11 protein-coding genes and 2 pseudogenes are annotated in these 16188 nt (G+C 58.3%); 5 read left to right on the top strand and 8 right to left on the bottom strand.

From position 1 onward, the window contains the following. Positions 1-20: 20 nt before the first annotated feature. From ABIA42_RS02085 to ABIA42_RS02050, 8 genes and pseudogenes are all read right to left on the bottom strand, one after another. Positions 21-2047, bottom strand: a pseudogene (locus tag ABIA42_RS02085) (carbamoyltransferase). A gap of 255 nt (positions 2048-2302) precedes the next feature. Continuing rightward, positions 2303-3091 carry an ABC transporter permease gene (locus tag ABIA42_RS02080; RefSeq protein WP_095424422.1) on the bottom strand — a complete coding sequence of 263 codons (789 nt, stop codon included), beginning with the start codon at positions 3089-3091 and terminating at the stop codon, positions 2303-2305. Positions 3092-3094: 3 nt separating this feature from the next. Beyond that, positions 3095-4015, bottom strand: coding sequence for a nodulation factor ABC transporter ATP-binding protein NodI (nodI, locus tag ABIA42_RS02075; protein ID WP_011084827.1), 921 nt, complete (start codon positions 4013-4015; stop codon positions 3095-3097). Position 4016: 1 nt separating this feature from the next. Then, entirely contained in the window at positions 4017-5726 is a 1710-nt protein-coding gene (nodU, locus tag ABIA42_RS02070) for a nodulation protein NodU (protein WP_014497812.1), read from the bottom strand. Between the two features lie 13 nt (positions 5727-5739). Next, positions 5740-6369 carry a nodulation methyltransferase NodS gene (gene nodS, locus ABIA42_RS02065; RefSeq protein WP_014497813.1) on the bottom strand — a complete coding sequence of 210 codons (630 nt, stop codon included), beginning with the start codon at positions 6367-6369 and terminating at the stop codon, positions 5740-5742. Next, positions 6296-7753, bottom strand: a complete 1458-nt coding sequence (gene nodC / locus ABIA42_RS02060; protein ID WP_370143735.1) for a chitooligosaccharide synthase NodC — start codon at positions 7751-7753, stop codon at positions 6296-6298. The genes nodS and nodC overlap by 74 nt, the downstream gene beginning before the upstream one ends. A gap of 14 nt (positions 7754-7767) precedes the next feature. Beyond that, positions 7768-8427, bottom strand: a complete 660-nt coding sequence (gene nodB, locus ABIA42_RS02055) for a chitooligosaccharide deacetylase NodB (protein WP_011084823.1) — start codon at positions 8425-8427, stop codon at positions 7768-7770. Continuing rightward, positions 8424-9056, bottom strand: coding sequence for a NodA family N-acyltransferase (locus tag ABIA42_RS02050; RefSeq protein WP_011084822.1), 633 nt, complete (start codon positions 9054-9056; stop codon positions 8424-8426). The genes nodB and ABIA42_RS02050 overlap by 4 nt, the downstream gene beginning before the upstream one ends. 793 nt (positions 9057-9849) lie before the next feature. Between ABIA42_RS02050 and nodD1 the strand changes: the two genes are divergently transcribed. The 5 genes and pseudogenes from nodD1 (at position 9850) to ABIA42_RS02025 (ending at position 15468) form a co-directional block, all read left to right on the top strand. Next, entirely contained in the window at positions 9850-10794 is a 945-nt protein-coding gene (nodD1, locus tag ABIA42_RS02045; RefSeq protein WP_018646994.1) for a transcriptional regulator NodD1, read from the top strand. 633 nt (positions 10795-11427) lie between these two features. Next, positions 11428-12421, top strand: a pseudogene (gene nodD2 / locus ABIA42_RS02040) (transcriptional regulator NodD2). Positions 12422-13339: 918 nt separating this feature from the next. Next, on the top strand, positions 13340-14053 hold the full coding sequence (locus tag ABIA42_RS02035) for a MerR family transcriptional regulator (RefSeq protein WP_026312621.1): 714 nt from the start codon (positions 13340-13342) through the stop codon (positions 14051-14053). A 316-nt stretch (positions 14054-14369) separates the two neighbouring features. Beyond that, positions 14370-14768, top strand: a complete 399-nt coding sequence (locus ABIA42_RS02030) for an ABC transporter substrate-binding protein (RefSeq protein ID WP_014497820.1) — start codon at positions 14370-14372, stop codon at positions 14766-14768. 31 nt (positions 14769-14799) lie between these two features. Then, positions 14800-15468, top strand: a complete 669-nt coding sequence (locus ABIA42_RS02025) for a branched-chain amino acid ABC transporter substrate-binding protein (RefSeq protein ID WP_080670247.1) — start codon at positions 14800-14802, stop codon at positions 15466-15468. Positions 15469-16188 lie beyond the last annotated feature (720 nt).

The raw sequence follows: 16188 nt of genomic DNA, 5'->3' as shown, positions 1-16188 counted from the left end.
GCCATGCGCATGAGTCATGGCTATGTTCCGCTTTGTACATTATCGTGACGGCAAGCCGCGTGCAGCGGACGCAGGCGAACGCCCCGAAGCTCCCATACGAGCCGCAATTCCTTCACAAGATCTTCACGCTTGGCCTGGTCCAGCAGGGCTGTGTCGAAAAGCGACCCGAGCGACGCCTCGCCCTCGATTCGCATCAAGATCTCGAAAAGCTCAGGTGAGATACGCATACTAGAGTGGGCGGAATGTCCCATGCGGATCTCGCAGACCGTTTCCTGCCGATCTGGCGCTATGTGGGAGCGAACACGATGAAGGGATGCGTACGGCGGCAATGACGCAGCCAGCGCACTCCAATCCTGCAGTGATGCTGGCCGCTTCCTGACGAGGAACGGCCCAACAACAAGTCCGTCCAGATCAGTCGTCAAAAACGTGGTGATCGCATCTGACACGGACTGCACGATCGGCTCGGCATTGTTGTTAAATGAGGTATTTAGAAGAATCGGAAGGCTCGTTCGCTTCTTGAACGCATTAATGACGTCCCAGTAGGCGGGGTTTGTCTTGCGCGATACGGTCTGCAGCCGAGCCGTCCCATCAACGTGCGTGATCGCACCGAGCACGTTACCCTTGGCTTCACGCACGCGAACTACGAAGTTCATGAAGGGGAGCTGCCGCGTGCCGTCGGGGAGCTCAAAGAACTCGCTCGCATCCTCCTCTAATGCAGATGGCGCAAAGGGGCGATAGCTCTCGCGCTTCTTGACCACCGCGTTGATGCGATCCTTGTTTTCCGCAGGCCGCGGGTCCGCTAGAATGCTGCGGTTACCAAGCGCACGTGGGCCGAACTCAGAGCGCCCCTGAACCCAGCCGATTACAGCGCCATTTGCCATCCAGTCCGCCGCACTGGATGCTATGTCATCACTTCGTTGAATGTCGAGGTGGCCTGACCATGCGTTGAGCTCAAGCTCTGTGGCTTGCTCGTTCCCAAGATCGGGCCCCCAATAAACGTCCGGCAGTCGCTCGCGCGGCGCTGGCCTGCCTAGCTCGCTTGATACCATTAATGCAGCGCCGAGTGCGCAACCGGCGTCGTGCGCCGCGGGTTGAACAAAGATGTCGTCAAATAGCCCGGAATAAAGCAGCTTACCGTTCAGCGTGCAATTATGGGCCACCCCGCCAGCTAGGCACAGGCGTGTCATGCCCGTCGCTTTACGATGGTGCCGCAGGGTGTGAAACACGATCCGCTCCAGCGCTTCCTGCAGCGACGCGCTGACATCTCGATGCTGTTGGGTGAATGGCATTCCCTTTCGCCGAACCTGGATGTTGCGCAAAAGGGCTGGTCCGATTCGATCCAGGTGAACGCGATAGCCACCGCTGTCCAACAACTCGTAGAACTGCGCGAAGAGCTCGCGATAGCGATCGGGATCACCATACGGTGCAAGCCCCATCACTTTGTATTCGTCGAACATCCCGCAGCCGAGATATCGGATCGTCTCGAGATAGAACAGCCCAAGAGAGTTGTGTTCCGGGAAACTTACAAGCTGCGCAATTACGGTCCCGGACCCTACCGCCATTAAGCCTGAGAGAAAATCGCCCCCGCCGTCGATCGCAAACACCAGACTTTGCTCGAACCCGGACATGGCAAACGCGCTCACGGCATGTACTTCGTGGTGATTCACGAAGGAAACCCGGACGGATCGATCTCGGCCCCGAATTCCCGTGCCAACAGCTGCCGCAGCAACAGTTTGGGGTCCAACGGAACGGGCTGAGAAACAGAAAGGCGCTCGAGCATGGCTTTGCAGTAAGCTTCAGTCGCGTAGAACGCGATACGGTCGATGTCGCCGAGCTCGACTCCTGCGGTAGAAAGGCAGTATCGGATCGAATTGCTGGGGAACTTGTTGGAGTGCTTGACGCGGTTGAGGCGCTCCTCTTCGACAGCAGCAATTACGCGGCCGTCCTGCACAAGTACCGCAGCGCCATCGTGAAGAAATGTATTCGGCAGCTCCGGAGAGCTTTCATAGATTCTGTCAAGGCCGCCACTCAGTCCTATGCTCAACATCCCGTTCTCCATGGAAGGCCATGCCGTCCCACCGATCTAATCTGTACAGTCACGCGCAGCCGGTGCGCGTGCCAGGCAGCACAACACGACTTTGCAAGGTCCGATCGGCCGAACAGGCGGCCGTAGAGCTGGCTCGATCGCGGCTTCTCAAGGCCGTTTCACAAGCTGCTCTGACAGACCAGGTCACTCGCGAGCTACCGCGGAACGCATCATGACACTGCATCGCTTTGACTTCTCCGTTTCGCTGAACTCACGTCAACGCAGCAGGCGGCGCCGAAATAACGCGATCGACGCGAAAAAGGGCAAGACCGCGTAAACGCAGAGCGCGCCTACGTGTAGGGCGGCATTGTCGGCGCCGCGCTCAAGCATCACTGAGCGAATAAGTTCGACCGAATGTGCCAGCGGCAACAAGCCGGCAAAGTGCTGAAATGAGTCGGGCATTTGGCTCGTCGGAAAGACCGCGCCACACAAGAACACCATGGGCGTAAGGACGAGCGACTGGTAAAACACGAAGTAATCGTAAGTTGGCGCAAGAGATATGACGACCATTGCCAGGCTGGCGAAGACAAGGCCCGTAAGGGCGATTGTCGGTATCGCACAAAGAACCGACGTCCAGGATGCATAACCCAGGGTGGCAGCGACAATCCCGATTGCTGTCCCGGCTAGAACGGACTTACTGGCCGCCCACACCAACTCACCTAGAACGATATCGCCAAGCGTGAGCTGTGTGAACAAAATTCCCTCCCAGGTGCGCTTGACATCCATCCGAGCAAAGGCTGCGTACAGAGTTTCAAAGGTCGCGGATGTCATAGCGCTAATCGCGACCATACCCGCCGCCAAAAACGCAATGTACGAAGTCCCCTCAACCCGTCCCACAATGAGTCCGAGCCCAAAGCCAAGGCCAAACAGATTGGTTATGGGATCTGCGAGGTTGCCGAGAAGCGATGCAAGCGCGACTTTCCTCCATGCCAAGTAATTTCGACGCCATACCGCGGTCCAATTGTACGCATTAGCCGGCATGACCGACGCATAACCATCATCCATCGCTCATTTCTCCATCTCGCGCCCGGTCAACCGCAAAAACACGTCTTCGAGATTCGGGGGGCGCTGCAGAACGCGAAGGTCCGTTCGCCCGCGCAGGTGCACGCTGATTTCGTCCGGACATCGCGCGTAACAAAAAAGCGTCTCTCCACTCACTTCGATATGCCGCGCATACGGCCTGATCAGCTCCCGGAGTTGATCTAGATCACCGCCATAGATCTCGATCACGTTGCAGCCGATATGCTCGTCGATCAAGGCGTCTGGCTTGCCTTCGGCGATTTTGCATCCACTCTCAAGCACGCATAGCCGATCGCAAAGGCGTTCGGCCTCTTCCATGAAGTGAGTGGTCAAGAGGATCGTCTTGCCGCGCGCAAGAAGAGCCCGCAGGCGTTCCCAGATCAGGTGGCGAGCATGCGGATCGAGCCCCGTCGTCGGCTCGTCCATCACGAGTAGATGTGGATCATTGATCAGAGCGCGCGCCAGCGTCAGCCGCCGCTTCATACCACCGGACAAAAGGGAGACGCGCACGTCCGCCTTGCTTTCAAGCCGCGCAAACTCAAGCAACGAGGGCACAACCGCTTCGATCGTGCGAGCGCTCATGCCGAAATAGCGGCCAAACACAAGCAGGTTCTCCCGCACGGTGAACTCGGGCTCAAGGTTATCGAACTGCGGCACCACGCCTACGCGCACGCGCGCCGCACGAGCGCGGGAAGGCACAGGCTCATCGAGGACCGTAATCTTGCCTCGATCGGGGGAAATCATGCCGAGGAGCATGCGTGCAATCGTACTTTTGCCAGCTCCATTTGGCCCAAGCAGCCCGAAGCACTCTCCGCGCGCAACCGAGAACGACAGGTCATTGACGATAACCTTGTCCCCGAATGACTTTCTCACGCCGACAAGGTCGATCGCCATATTGGACATGTTCATCTTAGGCTGACAGAAGTCGTTCCGTAGGCGATGACTTCTTGATGACCGTTTTGCTCCAGAGCATGCCCTCGCACCACACATGCTCGACGCGCCCCCATTGGCATGCCGCCGCAGCATCGGGAAAGAATCCCCGTCCATGGAGGTTGGCGCTCGTGGTGCAGAGCAGCGGAATGCCGGTGAGTTGCTCAAATTCGATGAGAAGCGCAGCAATTTTGTGAGGAGAGTTGCGGGAAATTGTCTGCAGCCGCGCCGAGCCGTCGAGATGTACCACTGCCGGGATCTTGTCGCGCCAATTCGCCCGGGTTTGGTGATCGAATAGCATGTAAGGATCTGGCGTACCCGGGCTGAAGATCTCCGGCGCACGATCTTCCAGACAGATCGGCACCACCGGCCGGAAGTGTTCGCGCCGTTTGATGTCGTTGAGATGATCCTTCATCTCCGGGGACGTTGGGGCCGCAAGAATGCTTCTACCGCCCAACGCCCGCGGCCCGAGCCCGGCACACCCGGAAAGAAAGATGACGGGCTTGTTGTCAGCAAGAATCGAGGCAAGTTCAGGCAGACTGCACGGCGCCGCCTCCCAGTCCGGCGGAACCTCGCTCTCCTGCAGGGCGGGGCCACTGTAAACTGACCATTCCAACGGCTCGAAGCCATCTTGCGCTGCCATAGCGCCGCACGCCGCGCCGATTGCCGAGCCACTGTCATTTGGAAACGGCGGCACCCAGACATCATCGAATAATCCGGTCGCGCGAAGCGCGCTGTTCCATTTGATGTTGAGACCGCAACCTCCGGCGATGCATAGATTTCGCGCTCCCGGAAGCGACGAGTGCCGTAGCAGAACCATCGCGATCTCCTTAACGAGAAGACGTTCCAGAAACACATGAAACGACGCGAGGACGTCCTCCGCGCGCTTGGCCTTCAGGCGCAATGCGCTTGACTCGAAGAAGTCGTGAATAACTGCGAGAGACGCTTCCGCATTGTTGATGTTTTCGCGGTAGCGACGAGCCTGCTCCGTGTCAGCCGCTGAGCGCGTTTCATAAAGCTCCTGGAACACTTCCACGATGCTTTCGTCCACGGAACCAAGCTCGATGTAGGCCATCAGCTTGCCAGCAATGCCCAAATCCCAACTGGAGCGGTTCGGCTGCCGGTATGGGCCGAAGTGAAGGCCCGCGGCGGCATAGGCATGGCCAATCATCGGAAACAGCGATCCGATGAGCCGCGCGCCCTGGGGCTCGACATAGTAAAGGCGTGGAAAGATACAGCCGTCCCATACCAGACACAACGCGGGTTTCCCCGCGCTGGCGAAAGGACTGGTGCTATATGCTGAGGCGACATGGCCCGTGACATGCGGGTAGCTCTTATATGGAAACTCCTCGCCTCCGAGGAGGAGGCCATAGCCGTCGACGGAATCAAGGAGGCCCTCAGCATGACGCTCGACATATGGCGCGCCTTTTAGCGCGACCGGCACCGCTCCGCTTAGGAGCTGGAACTGCGATTCATTCTCCCCGTCCCAGCCATCAATCACGAACTGATCGATGTCGCGCGGATTCAGGCCATGCTCCGCCAAGGCGAAGACGACTGCATCGAGATTGTCGACGGACTGATAGCGAGGACCATTGCCGCGCTTCTCTTGCTCGACGCAAAAAAGACGCCGACCGTCCTCGACGACAGCAATTGCTCCGTCATGTGTCAACTTTATTCCGCAGATGCGCATACGTCCTCCTGGCCTAATGACCGGCGTTTGATTGTGCCGACGCGCCGCCCGGCTTCAGAAACCGGACGATCAAGCAGTCTTCGCTCGCCGACCCGGTGCAGCAGTGCCGGCGCTCGATCTCTGATAGGCTCTCATTGAAGAGAGCGATCACCGTCTCAGCACCGGCAGCATGCCCCCAGCGTTGACATATTTCATCACGCGCAGACCCGAAAATGAGAGTCTCATCTGGCGCAAGCATACTCACCAGGTTGCGGATAGCCGCATGCATCTCGACGACGTCCCTGAGGTAGTAAAGAACCTCAGCCACGACAATCAAATCGAATTGCTCAGTGGTCGAGAACCGCTGAATGTCGCAGGTCACCCAACTAATATGTGACCATTTCCCGGTCCGCAGTCGCGTTCGCTCGATTGCCTGCGGCATGACATCCACGACCGTAAGTCGCTCGCATAGCGGCGCCAGCATCTCCGTGAATGCACCGGCTGCACATCCTACTTCGAGCGCAGACGCCGCATCTCCGTCGCGGCGCGACATCCGGAGCATTTGCGCGTATCGCTGCTGCTCGAACGCACTAGTGTCGAGGCGCCACGGGTCGTCGACAGCCAACTCTCGCTCTAATAACTGATGGTTTTCGTCCTGAGTCATTAGCCGACCACTTATTTGTAGACAGTCGAACGATCGCGACCGGAAACACTCTCCGTCGCCGCCAGGCTCGATGGAGGCTGCGATAACGCCGCCTTACGAATAGGAGCAGGCGCCCCCCTACACCAGCAGGACTTCGTCCGGCATTCGGGTGCAGGATGACAGGCTGTTTCCCCTCTTCCGTCGGCATATCGGTGACTTTCCGAGATAGCCAATCGCTATTGCTCAATGTACAAAGCGCATAGGCCTTCAAAGGCAGTAAGAGACAGATATTGATCGGCGTGTGGAGCGAGAAGCCGATAAACCGCAGCTCGCGGGCACGAAGCGCTGCCACACAGCACCGGACCGTAGTCATTGCAGCAATCGTCAATCCCGTCCACCAGGGTATAGAGCCATCGATCAGGAGCTGTGCGAGCGCAGCAAGTGATGAAATGGCGAGGAGCAATGGGCCGAGATTTTGCCCGATAACGTCTAGCGTCAAATAACCATCGAGCTCTGGCAGCAGGCGCCAAGCAAGAAACGTATCTCGAAAGGTACTTCGCGCCCAGCGGAGTTGCTGTCGTAGATATGGCCGAAGACTGTGCGGGACGACTGTGGCTGCTATGGCGTCCGGAACGTATTCGGTTCGAAACCCCGCCTTGAGCATGAGTATCGTTAGGTGGCGGTCCTCGCCGAAATCGCTCGGCTTCCCACGAAAGAATTGGGCTTCATATTGATCAAGAAGCAAGGCGAGCGCGGAACGCCGATACATGGCACATGGGCCGCAGCAACACATGACGGCACCGAAGCGCGCCTGTGCCGCGCGCTCTTCGTTGCACGCGAGCCAATATTCCATGTCGATCAGCCTGGTCAGCCAGGTCTGGTTGCGATTGCTCGCGATCAGCTGACCCATGGCCGCACCGATTCCCGGGTCATGCATCTTCAATACAAGCTTCGTGACGACGTCGGCAGCAAGTATCGTATCGGAATCGACGTTGAGAACCAGATCACCGGATGAGCTGCGTATCGCTGCGATCTGCGCCTTGCGCTTTCCCACATTGTTCGCCAACAAGATAAAACTGAATCTCGGATCGCTCGCATATATCCGGTGTACAGGCGCGACAACGTCGCGGTTTGCCGATCCGTCATCGACCACATATACCTGCATCTTTCCGGCGTAGTCTTGACTGGCAATCGACTCCAGACATTCGGCGAGTGTGTTCGGATTCTCGTTGAAGCACGGCACGATCACGTCCACAGCAGGAACGACCACCTCGGCTTGTCCAAGGTTGTCCAGCGATGAGTTGATCGCCGGCTGAGCATAAAGCGCTTGCACGCTCTTATAGATCGTCGATAGGAGCGCATAAGATGAAACGGCGGCAGCACTGGTCGTCGCGAGCAGGTCCATGGGGTGTCGTTTTTTCAGTGGAGTTGAGGGAGTGGACGGATTACAAACCCGCGCCGTTGTAGTGCTGGAATGAGATATGCCAGCGCCGTCCTGGTCTGATCGCGCAGCGTAGAGCCACTGGGCAATCCCTCCTCATCGGGAGGATATCCGTCGTGCAGGAGCACAATTGCACCCGGGCGTACGTTCGCCAGTACGGAATTCACAATTGCATCAACCCCGGGGCGGGACCAATCTCTAGGGTCGACCGACCAGTGCAGAGCCGTGAGACCAGCGCTCGCCGCCACTGCGAGCACATCTCGCGTCCATATGCCGTAAGGCGCTCGCATATGCCTGGGCGAGGCCAGCGGGCACGCCAGACGGATGGCTTCGCTCGCCGTCAGCACCTCGTCGTGTAGCTCCGTAGGTCCGCATCTGGATAGATCAGGATGGGTCATCGTATGGTTCGCAACCTCATGCCCTTCCGCAATCATTCGTCGGATGAGTTCAGGATGCTCCGTCGCGTACGTCCCGATGACGAAGAATGTCGCGGGGACCCGATGTTGCGCCAGGACATCGAGCACCTCTGGCGTACAAAATGGATTTGGCCCATCGTCAAAGGTCAAATGGACAGCTCGACTTCCGCCCGCGTCAGCGTAGTCGCAGCGGACAGTAGATAGGGTGGAACGCTCTGTCACAACTCAGGCCCGTTACGATCGATGACAGTCCCGGCCGGCCATTCGCTTATCGAGCGTCCGACCGGAAACACCACGACGATCACGTCTTCGATGCGCGTCGGCGATAAATTTGGATAGACATCCGGCAAGGTGGAGCGGACGCGAATGCCACGCATCAGGGTGGCGAGCCCCTGCCTTTCGACCAGTCGGGTCAAATGTTTTTCGAGGGCCGAGCGAACCGCGCCAAATCCGAATGGAACGCCGAGCTCCTGGAGTGCGGGATACATCACGCGCATTGCGTGGCCTATCCCGTGCCCCTCGAGATCGGGGCGCACCGCATACAACCCCAGTTCGGCCACAGGGAGATCGACTTCACCAACTTTGATGAAGCGGCGCAGTAGCCCGATGTGAGCCGCTACCCCGCGCGCGTCGTAACCAATTACGCGGAGCTCGGGTCTTGCTCCAGCCCAACTTCGGCTCCGCTCAAACGGCTGCGCATTGAACGCACCCGTCGGTCCGTAACTCTTGCGGAAGAACTCCGCGAGCTCGGCATGATCGGCGAGCTGCAGTTCACTTTCCCAACGAAGGCTCCACTGCACTTGAGCGCGCCCAGAAGATCCTTCCGCAGTCGGGGAGACGGCAATGTTCATGGCGAGCTTCCTTGCGCCGGTGGAATGAAGAGCGGGGATGGTCACGTCAATTCGCTATTCGCCGAACCGCCGATGAATGCTGAGATGCGCCGCCATGCTCTGTCGGAGCTCGGCACTGCTCGCCTACTCCGCGCCGCTGGCCTTTGCGCGACGGAGCGATCGCTTGATTGCACCCTCGTGCGGTTGATGCCGCGCTCACGATAACTCGGAAGCTGCCGACGAGGCGGTTGGGCTAGCCAGAACCTGTCTGCACCAGCGAGCTTTTGTGCCTGCAGTCGCATCGCCCTCCGGCGCTTTGACGTCTGAGGGCCGGCCATCGGCGCGCAAGCCTCATCGATGGCGCATCGGAGCGGCATCAGATCACACTGGCTTTTATACATCTTCGACACGCCCCACATGCACTGGACAGGCGAGCCATTTGGAACGGCGCCTGGAATTCTTGGCATCCGCAACCTGCGTCTGCCTCTATTCTTCGACACTAGAATGAGGCTGAACGCGCCCTCAATTGTACGCGGGTAAACCTGAAATATGGAAACGGATGATATCCGCATACCAACGTTTATCGGGACGCGCTTGGCGTTCGAACGGCCACGCTTAAGGAGAAACAACAACGCGCGCCCATGGTGCGCTCCCACGTCTGGGAGCTCTTCTCTTAGCTCACGTGAACGACCGGAAACCATCGTGGCGCGTCTAATTGCTTTTTCCAAACTTCAGTTTGCTATCCAACCTCCCCCAGTTTGGTAAAATCGATTGTTTCGATAGAACACATCCACACGATGGATAGACTCATCACATGCGGTTCAAGGGACTTGATCTAAATCTTCTCGTTGCGCTCGACGCCGTGATGACGGCGCGCAACCTCACAGCGGCGGCTCGCAAAATCAATCTGAGCCAGCCTGCTATGAGCGCTGCGATCGCACGGCTGCGCACCTATTTCCGCGATGAACTCTTTACTATGAGAGGTCGCGAACTCGTCCCGACACCTGGCGCGGAAGCGCTTGCAGGTCCGGTTCGCGAGGCCCTGCTGCACATCCAACTCTCAATCATATCGCGGGACGCGCTCGACCCTGCTCAATCGAGCCGACGCTTCAGGGTCATTCTCTCAGATTTCATGACGATCGTTTTTTTCCGCAGAATTGTGGACCGCATGGCGCAAGAAGCCCCCGCGGTGCGCTTCGAACTGCTGCCATTTTCTGATGAACCGGATGAGCTGCTGCGGCGGGGCGAGGTCGACTTTCTCATTCTGCCGGAACTTTTCATGTCGAGCGCGCACCCTAAGGCGACGCTGTTCGACGAGAGCCTCGTATGCGTCGGATGCCGCGCGAACAAGCAGCTATCCCGGCAGCTTACGTTCGAACAATACATCTCGATGGGGCACGTTACTGCCAAGTTCGGACGCGCACTGAGACCGAACCTCGAAGAATGGTTTTTGCTTGAGCACGGCCTGAGGAGACGAATTGAGGTCGTCGTGCAGGGCTTTAGCCTGATTCCGCCCCTGTTGCTAGACACGAGCCGTATCGGCACGATGCCCTTACGACTGGCCAGGCACTTCGAAAAGCGGATGCCGTTGCGGATCATCCAACCGCCCCTCCCCCTGCCCACATTCACAGAGGCCCTGCAGTGGCCCTCATTCCACAATACCGACCCCGCGAGCATCTGGATGCGTCGGATATTGCTCGAGGAAGCATCCAACATGGCATCTGGGGACCAGGAGCCTCCAACTCGCAGGCGCTGTTAGGCTTACCTTAAGCTGCGCTCTGAACATCCCCGGCACACTGTAGAACCTTCGACGTGCCCCGTTTTCTTTCGTCTCTCCAGGGTATGGAGGTGAGAAGGAGCCACAGACGCGCAATGCGACGATCGGTCGCGAAGCCTTTTCCAGTTGTGCGCGTGGTGACCTCGAAGGTGCGGTTTGATGCGCTCACGACGCATTCAGGCTACGTCCGGCAACCATCGCAGAAGAATATGCCTGCCGTGCAAATGTTTGGCTCTATCACTAAAATGTCTTGAACCGCACATTGCGTCAGGTTGTAGGTTGCTCTCGTGACAAGCGCTGCACGACCCAGCTGTCGACACCGCGCTTTGGCACGCTGACGAACACTGGGCTGATCTGCCATCAGCGGACTGAACGACCCTGCTGCGTGGCCGGCCGGAACCGGCAAGACCAATTAGCTTGGAGCTCCCGACGCTTTCCCGCCGCTGCCGATCGGCTTTCCGCCTGCTCTCCATTGTTGCGGTCATCTCGCAAGCTTCCTTTCCCGGGCGCAGGAATGAGCCGATGTCCATTGGGGCGGGCCAAGACGATTGCTCCAGGCGCTGGCGCCACCGCACGCTATTGCGCAGCAACGACGTTTGTGCCGGATAGGAAGAGATGCGTTTCAAAGGTCTGGATCTAAATCTTCTGGTCGCGCTGGATGCTCTAATAACTGAGCGCAACCTCTCGTCAGCCGCACGCAAGATCAATCTTAGTCAGCCGGCAATGAGCGCAGCCGTTGCCCGGCTGCGCAAGCATTTCCGTGATGAACTGTTTGGAATGAGGGGGCGCGAACTTGTCTTGAGCTCACGCGCGGAAGGGCTCGCGGCTCCTGTGCGCGAGGCTCTGATGCACATTGAACTCTCGATTATGGCCCGACATCCGTTCGACCCAGCTCGATTGAACCGCCGATTCAGGATCGTCCTTTCTGACTTCGTAACAGTTGTGCTCTTCCGAAATGTCGTAGCACGCGTCACGCGAGAAGCCCCCGCCGTCAGCTTCGAATTGGCTGCGCCGACCGATGAACACGAGCTGCTCCTCCGCCGCGGTGAAGTCGATTTTGTTATCCGGCCAGATTTTTTCATGTCCAGCACGCACCCCAGAGCGGCCCTATTCGAGGAGCGACTCGTCTGCGTAGGCTGCTGCACCAATAGGGAATTACAACCCCGGCTTACATTCGATCGATATATGTCGATGGGTCACGTTGCAGTTAAGCACGGAGGTGCGCCCCGGACGCCCAGTTGAGCATTCCTTTTTGACTGATCTCGGACCCACGCGGCGCATCGACATCCTCGTGCAGAGCTTCAGCATGATCCCGCCTCTCATAGTTGGGACGAACCGCATAGGCACGATGCCATTAGGGCTCGTGAGGCATTTCCAAAGAACGATGCCCCTTCGGATCGTTGAGCTTCCGCATCCATTCCCCGCCTTCACCGAGGCGGTCCAATGGCCCTCACTTCACAACAGCGACCCGGGAAGTCTGTGGATGAGGGACATTTTGTTTCAGGAGGCCACCCGCATGGCAACTACACAAGAGCTCCGTGTGACCAGCAGCCCGGAAGACGCGGAGCCCCCGGGACATTTCGTGCGATCCGTCTCACCGTTGCCGTAAGCACATTCGCGAAGTCTACGAACCTCACATTCCAACACTTGTCTCAACACACAATTCCTGCTCGCCTGGCTTGCTCTTATTGCCGGGGGAAAGGATCCTTGCGGCAGGCAAGAGGCGCTTTCGCTCTTCGCACCTCCGCCTCGGGGGCGAGAAACGGCAGACTGCCGACTTGATGCTTTTAGGGACGGGAACGGAACGGGGCCGGCGAGCGACGGAGCAATGCCTTCGCACTGAAGCTAGGCGTTTACGTTGCAACGGCCGCGGCAGGGCGCAGCTCTCTCAAGAAGGTAGGCCAGGCACGGAGCTCTTGCCGTCAACTCCCTGGGTCGGTAGTTGCTCCCGATGAACGGAGATGATCAGCTTATTCGGATTCCTACCACCGTTCATTGTGAGCATAGAGATCGTCGGACTTGCCGTGCCGTCGAAGCTGCATCGCGAACGCGTGTGGCCTGAACGCATCACACAGCAGCACATCACATCCTCATCGCTTTGCGCCGCAGGTATGACTTCTTTTGGCCCTACCGCAGCCAAACGTCTTGACGACGTGCGCTGCGCTTGACTCAATTTCAAACAAGGAGCTGAACGTTGAAGCTTTGCAGCGGGGTGTTCGATCCAGAAGAGCTATCTCGCCCTCGGACGGCTTTATGACGGCGCCGTCGACGCGCTACCTCCGTCGATGCGGAGTCCAGAAAACTGCGCAGCAATCGCCAAACTTATCCTGGAGCGTACGGCGGCTGGCGAGGCTGAACTGGCACGCCTGGCGAACTTGTTGATCACCCTTTCTCCTGAGGGTTGATCAGCCGCCATTCTAAGGATAGTCACCACTCGCGCGCATGAATTAAAGGCGATTCAACTGGAGCTTAGAAATCCGCTTGAATCATACGTGACGTCAGGTTGTAGGCTTTGAAATTGAACAACATGAACAGAGCTACACCAAGACGGCGTCGATGGCGCATTGGCGAACTTGCAGAGGCGACCGGAGTAACGGTGCGCACGCTGCACCATTATGAGCACACTGGACTGCTAGCAGCGACAGAGCGCACTGAGGGCGGTCACCGGATGTATGACCGCGAAAGCGGGCAACGGGTTCATCAGATTCGCGCGCTGCGTGAGCTTGGCTTCTCGCTCGTGGAGATCCGTAAAGCTATGGAGGGGACGACCTCACTCACGGACTTGCTGCGCAAGCATCTAGAGCGCATAGAAGTCCAAGTCGCGCGCACAACTCTGTTGCGCGACCGTTTGCGCAACATGACCATCGACAGCGAGGCGCAGGTAAGTGTGGATGAGCTGCCTGCCACCCTGAACGCCATGTCGCGCGCCGAGACGCGGAGTCAGACGTCCCGGTGCACCTGCAATTTAGCTGCGGAGCGAGAGGACCGCTGGCGGCGAATCCGTGATGATCTTCGCGACTGCATGGATGGGGGCGAGCACCCTTGCGGAGAGCGCGCAAAGGCTGTCGCGGTTGCAGCACGCTTGCTGATCAGCGAAATCGCCGGCGACGATTCACGTGTTTCGATGATCCTGAAGGTACTTGCACGATTAAGCGCGCCCCGCAGTCTGGCTGGTTGGGATCCCTGTCTAATGCAATATCTCGATCTTGCCCTTGGCGGATTGGAGGATCAGCCTTACTGACGCATTCATGGCGGGTTCCACACGCCGGTTAGGGCAAGCTAAGAAACGCTAGGTGAACCGGCCGCTCTCCGACGCGGCTTGGAGTTTTACGGAATCAAACGGAAGGATTGTCACCGCCGGTCGATCCGCGTCCCTGACGCCTCCATCGCTCTTCCCAAAAGGGCTTGATCCGCACGTAACGTCAAGTTGTAGATCTTACCGTAGTTGGCGGCTCGCCCGGCCAACGCAGGTTTGCCCAGCAAGCAACGCCTGTCTACAGGCGTGGTTGACTACAACCAGTTGCGGTTCACTTCAGGTGAGCATTGGAAGCTCTACAATGGTAAATAAGCGGCATGCCTCTCTTGCGCCTGCGGCGCTTCTCTTCTGCGCTCTCGTCGCTCCGTCTGCGCGCGGCTCTGAAATAAAGATCGCCGTGGCTGGCCCAATGACCGGAAGCAGCGCTGCATTCGGCGCGCAAATGCGCGATGGTGCGGCTGCGGCGGTCGAGGTCCTGAACGCCTCAGGCCAGCTTCCCGATAATGCCAAAACTATATTGAGCGTCGCTGACGACGCCTGCGACCCTAGGCAAGCTGTCGCAGTCGCGAATAAGCTCACGACAGAGCGGATCCTGTTGGTGGTTGGCCATTTTTGTTCCTCTTCGTCGATCCCGGCCTCCGACATCTACGCGAAGCTGGCATCGTCCAGGTGTTACCAGGCTCGTCAACTCCTCAACTAACAGAGCACGGCCTTGAGACTGTCTTTCGGATCTGCGGCCCGACGACCAACAGGGAGCCGTTGCCGCCGAGTACATTCACACGAATTATCGCCTCGAGAAAATCGCGGTGCTGGACGACAAGAGGACTGCTGGCAGGGGGATTGTCGACGTGGTTGAAGCCCGGCTTCATCGATTGGGACGGCAGGTGAGCCGGCAAAGCTATGTTGCCGGTGAAAGGGGCTTCAGAGCCTTGCTCTCAAGAATGGAGAAGGACCGGCTGCGCGTCGCCTATATCGGCGGCTACCACACCGAAGTCGGATTGTTGGTACGCCAGGCAGCAGAAGCAAAAGCAGACCTCACGGTCATGGCGAACGATCCGCTGATGACCTCCGAATTCTGGGCCATTACCGGCAGCGCTGGGAATGGCACATTGTTTACCTTCATGCCCAACCCCGCTGGGAACGCCAATGCTGCCAGTGCGGTCGCCGGACTCAAAGCTTCCGGGCTGCCCGGTGAAGGCTACACGCTATACGCTTGTGCCGCTGTGCAAGCCTGGGCAGAGGCGGTGAACCGGAGCGGCTCCTTCAATGCTGACCGGGTCGCCAGCGCGCTTCGTTCCCGACCGATCGACCGGTTCGACAAAAGGAGGGACAACTCGGCTTCTGGATTTTTGGTTTATCGCTGGCGCGACGGTCATGTCGAGCGTGTCAAGAAGTACTGATTTTCATGCAACGCAGCATTCCCCACGCGAAGTATCTCGAATGATGAGACGCCCTCAGAACGTTGTCGCAGCAATGCTCGCTAGCGCTTTTATATTCGCTGCTTTTGCAGCGTTTTTCGCGCTCGCTGCGGCGCTCGCAGAGCTACCGAGCGCCGCCCTGCCGAAGGTGCTACGCCCGATGATAGACAAATAGCAGCCCCCTTGTCTGATCCCGTCTGCAGCACTGGCCTCGGAGGCGGCCATTTACCGTTCTGCTAGGTTTGAAGGCATGCCCCTTATGCAGCCAGTGATCGAAGGTTGAGGACTAGGAAAGCGAAGCTAACGATTCTTTATGGACAAGCACGGATTTTGTTGGAGGCGTTCGCCTTCTGTCAGATTCGTGCCCGACCAGCATCTACGCATTCTCTAGCCTGGATTATATCGCGCAATCTCAGATCCACGAATGGAAGAGACAGCGGGACGGCACGAAGCAATCAGGCCCACTACCTAGACTATAGCCGAGTATACGGGTAGCGAGAGCTGGTGGATAGCCGGCGCCGGGATGCATGTCTCTCTTGGCCGCGGGGGCACCAAGGTTTTGGCGTCCAAGTCAACGCTACTCGTTCCGCTACTTCGTGCGCTCTCAAGCATGGCGGGTCATCAGCGGCTCAGCCGCCTGCCCGGGCATTCCCTATGCTTCCTAGCCCGGATAGCAGGAGAACCAATCAACCGGCTCCGATG

Origin of the sequence: Bradyrhizobium sp. USDA 327 (assembly GCF_041262065.1) — a bacterium.
Lineage (GTDB): Bacteria > Pseudomonadota > Alphaproteobacteria > Rhizobiales > Xanthobacteraceae > Bradyrhizobium > Bradyrhizobium liaoningense.
The sequence above is the reverse complement of the archived record's forward strand: the minus strand, read 5'-3'. Positions and strand labels throughout refer to the sequence as shown.

Excerpts from the sequence above, each read along its gene's own strand:
- ABIA42_RS02080 (WP_095424422.1), bottom strand. The coding sequence starts at position 3,091 with ATGGATGATGGTTATGCGTCGGTCATGCCGGCTAATGCGTACAATTGG.
- nodI (WP_011084827.1), bottom strand. The coding sequence starts at position 4,015 with ATGAACATGTCCAATATGGCGATCGACCTTGTCGGCGTGAGAAAGTCA.
- nodU (WP_014497812.1), bottom strand. The coding sequence starts at position 5,726 with ATGCGCATCTGCGGAATAAAGTTGACACATGACGGAGCAATTGCTGTC.
- nodS (WP_014497813.1), bottom strand. The coding sequence starts at position 6,369 with ATGACTCAGGACGAAAACCATCAGTTATTAGAGCGAGAGTTGGCTGTC.
- nodC (WP_370143735.1), bottom strand. The coding sequence starts at position 7,753 with ATGGACCTGCTCGCGACGACCAGTGCTGCCGCCGTTTCATCTTATGCG.
- ABIA42_RS02050 (WP_011084822.1), bottom strand. The coding sequence starts at position 9,056 with ATGAACATTGCCGTCTCCCCGACTGCGGAAGGATCTTCTGGGCGCGCT.
- nodD1 (WP_018646994.1), top strand. The coding sequence starts at position 9,850 with ATGCGGTTCAAGGGACTTGATCTAAATCTTCTCGTTGCGCTCGACGCC.
- ABIA42_RS02035 (WP_026312621.1), top strand. The coding sequence starts at position 13,340 with ATGAACAGAGCTACACCAAGACGGCGTCGATGGCGCATTGGCGAACTT.
- ABIA42_RS02030 (WP_014497820.1), top strand. The coding sequence starts at position 14,370 with ATGGTAAATAAGCGGCATGCCTCTCTTGCGCCTGCGGCGCTTCTCTTC.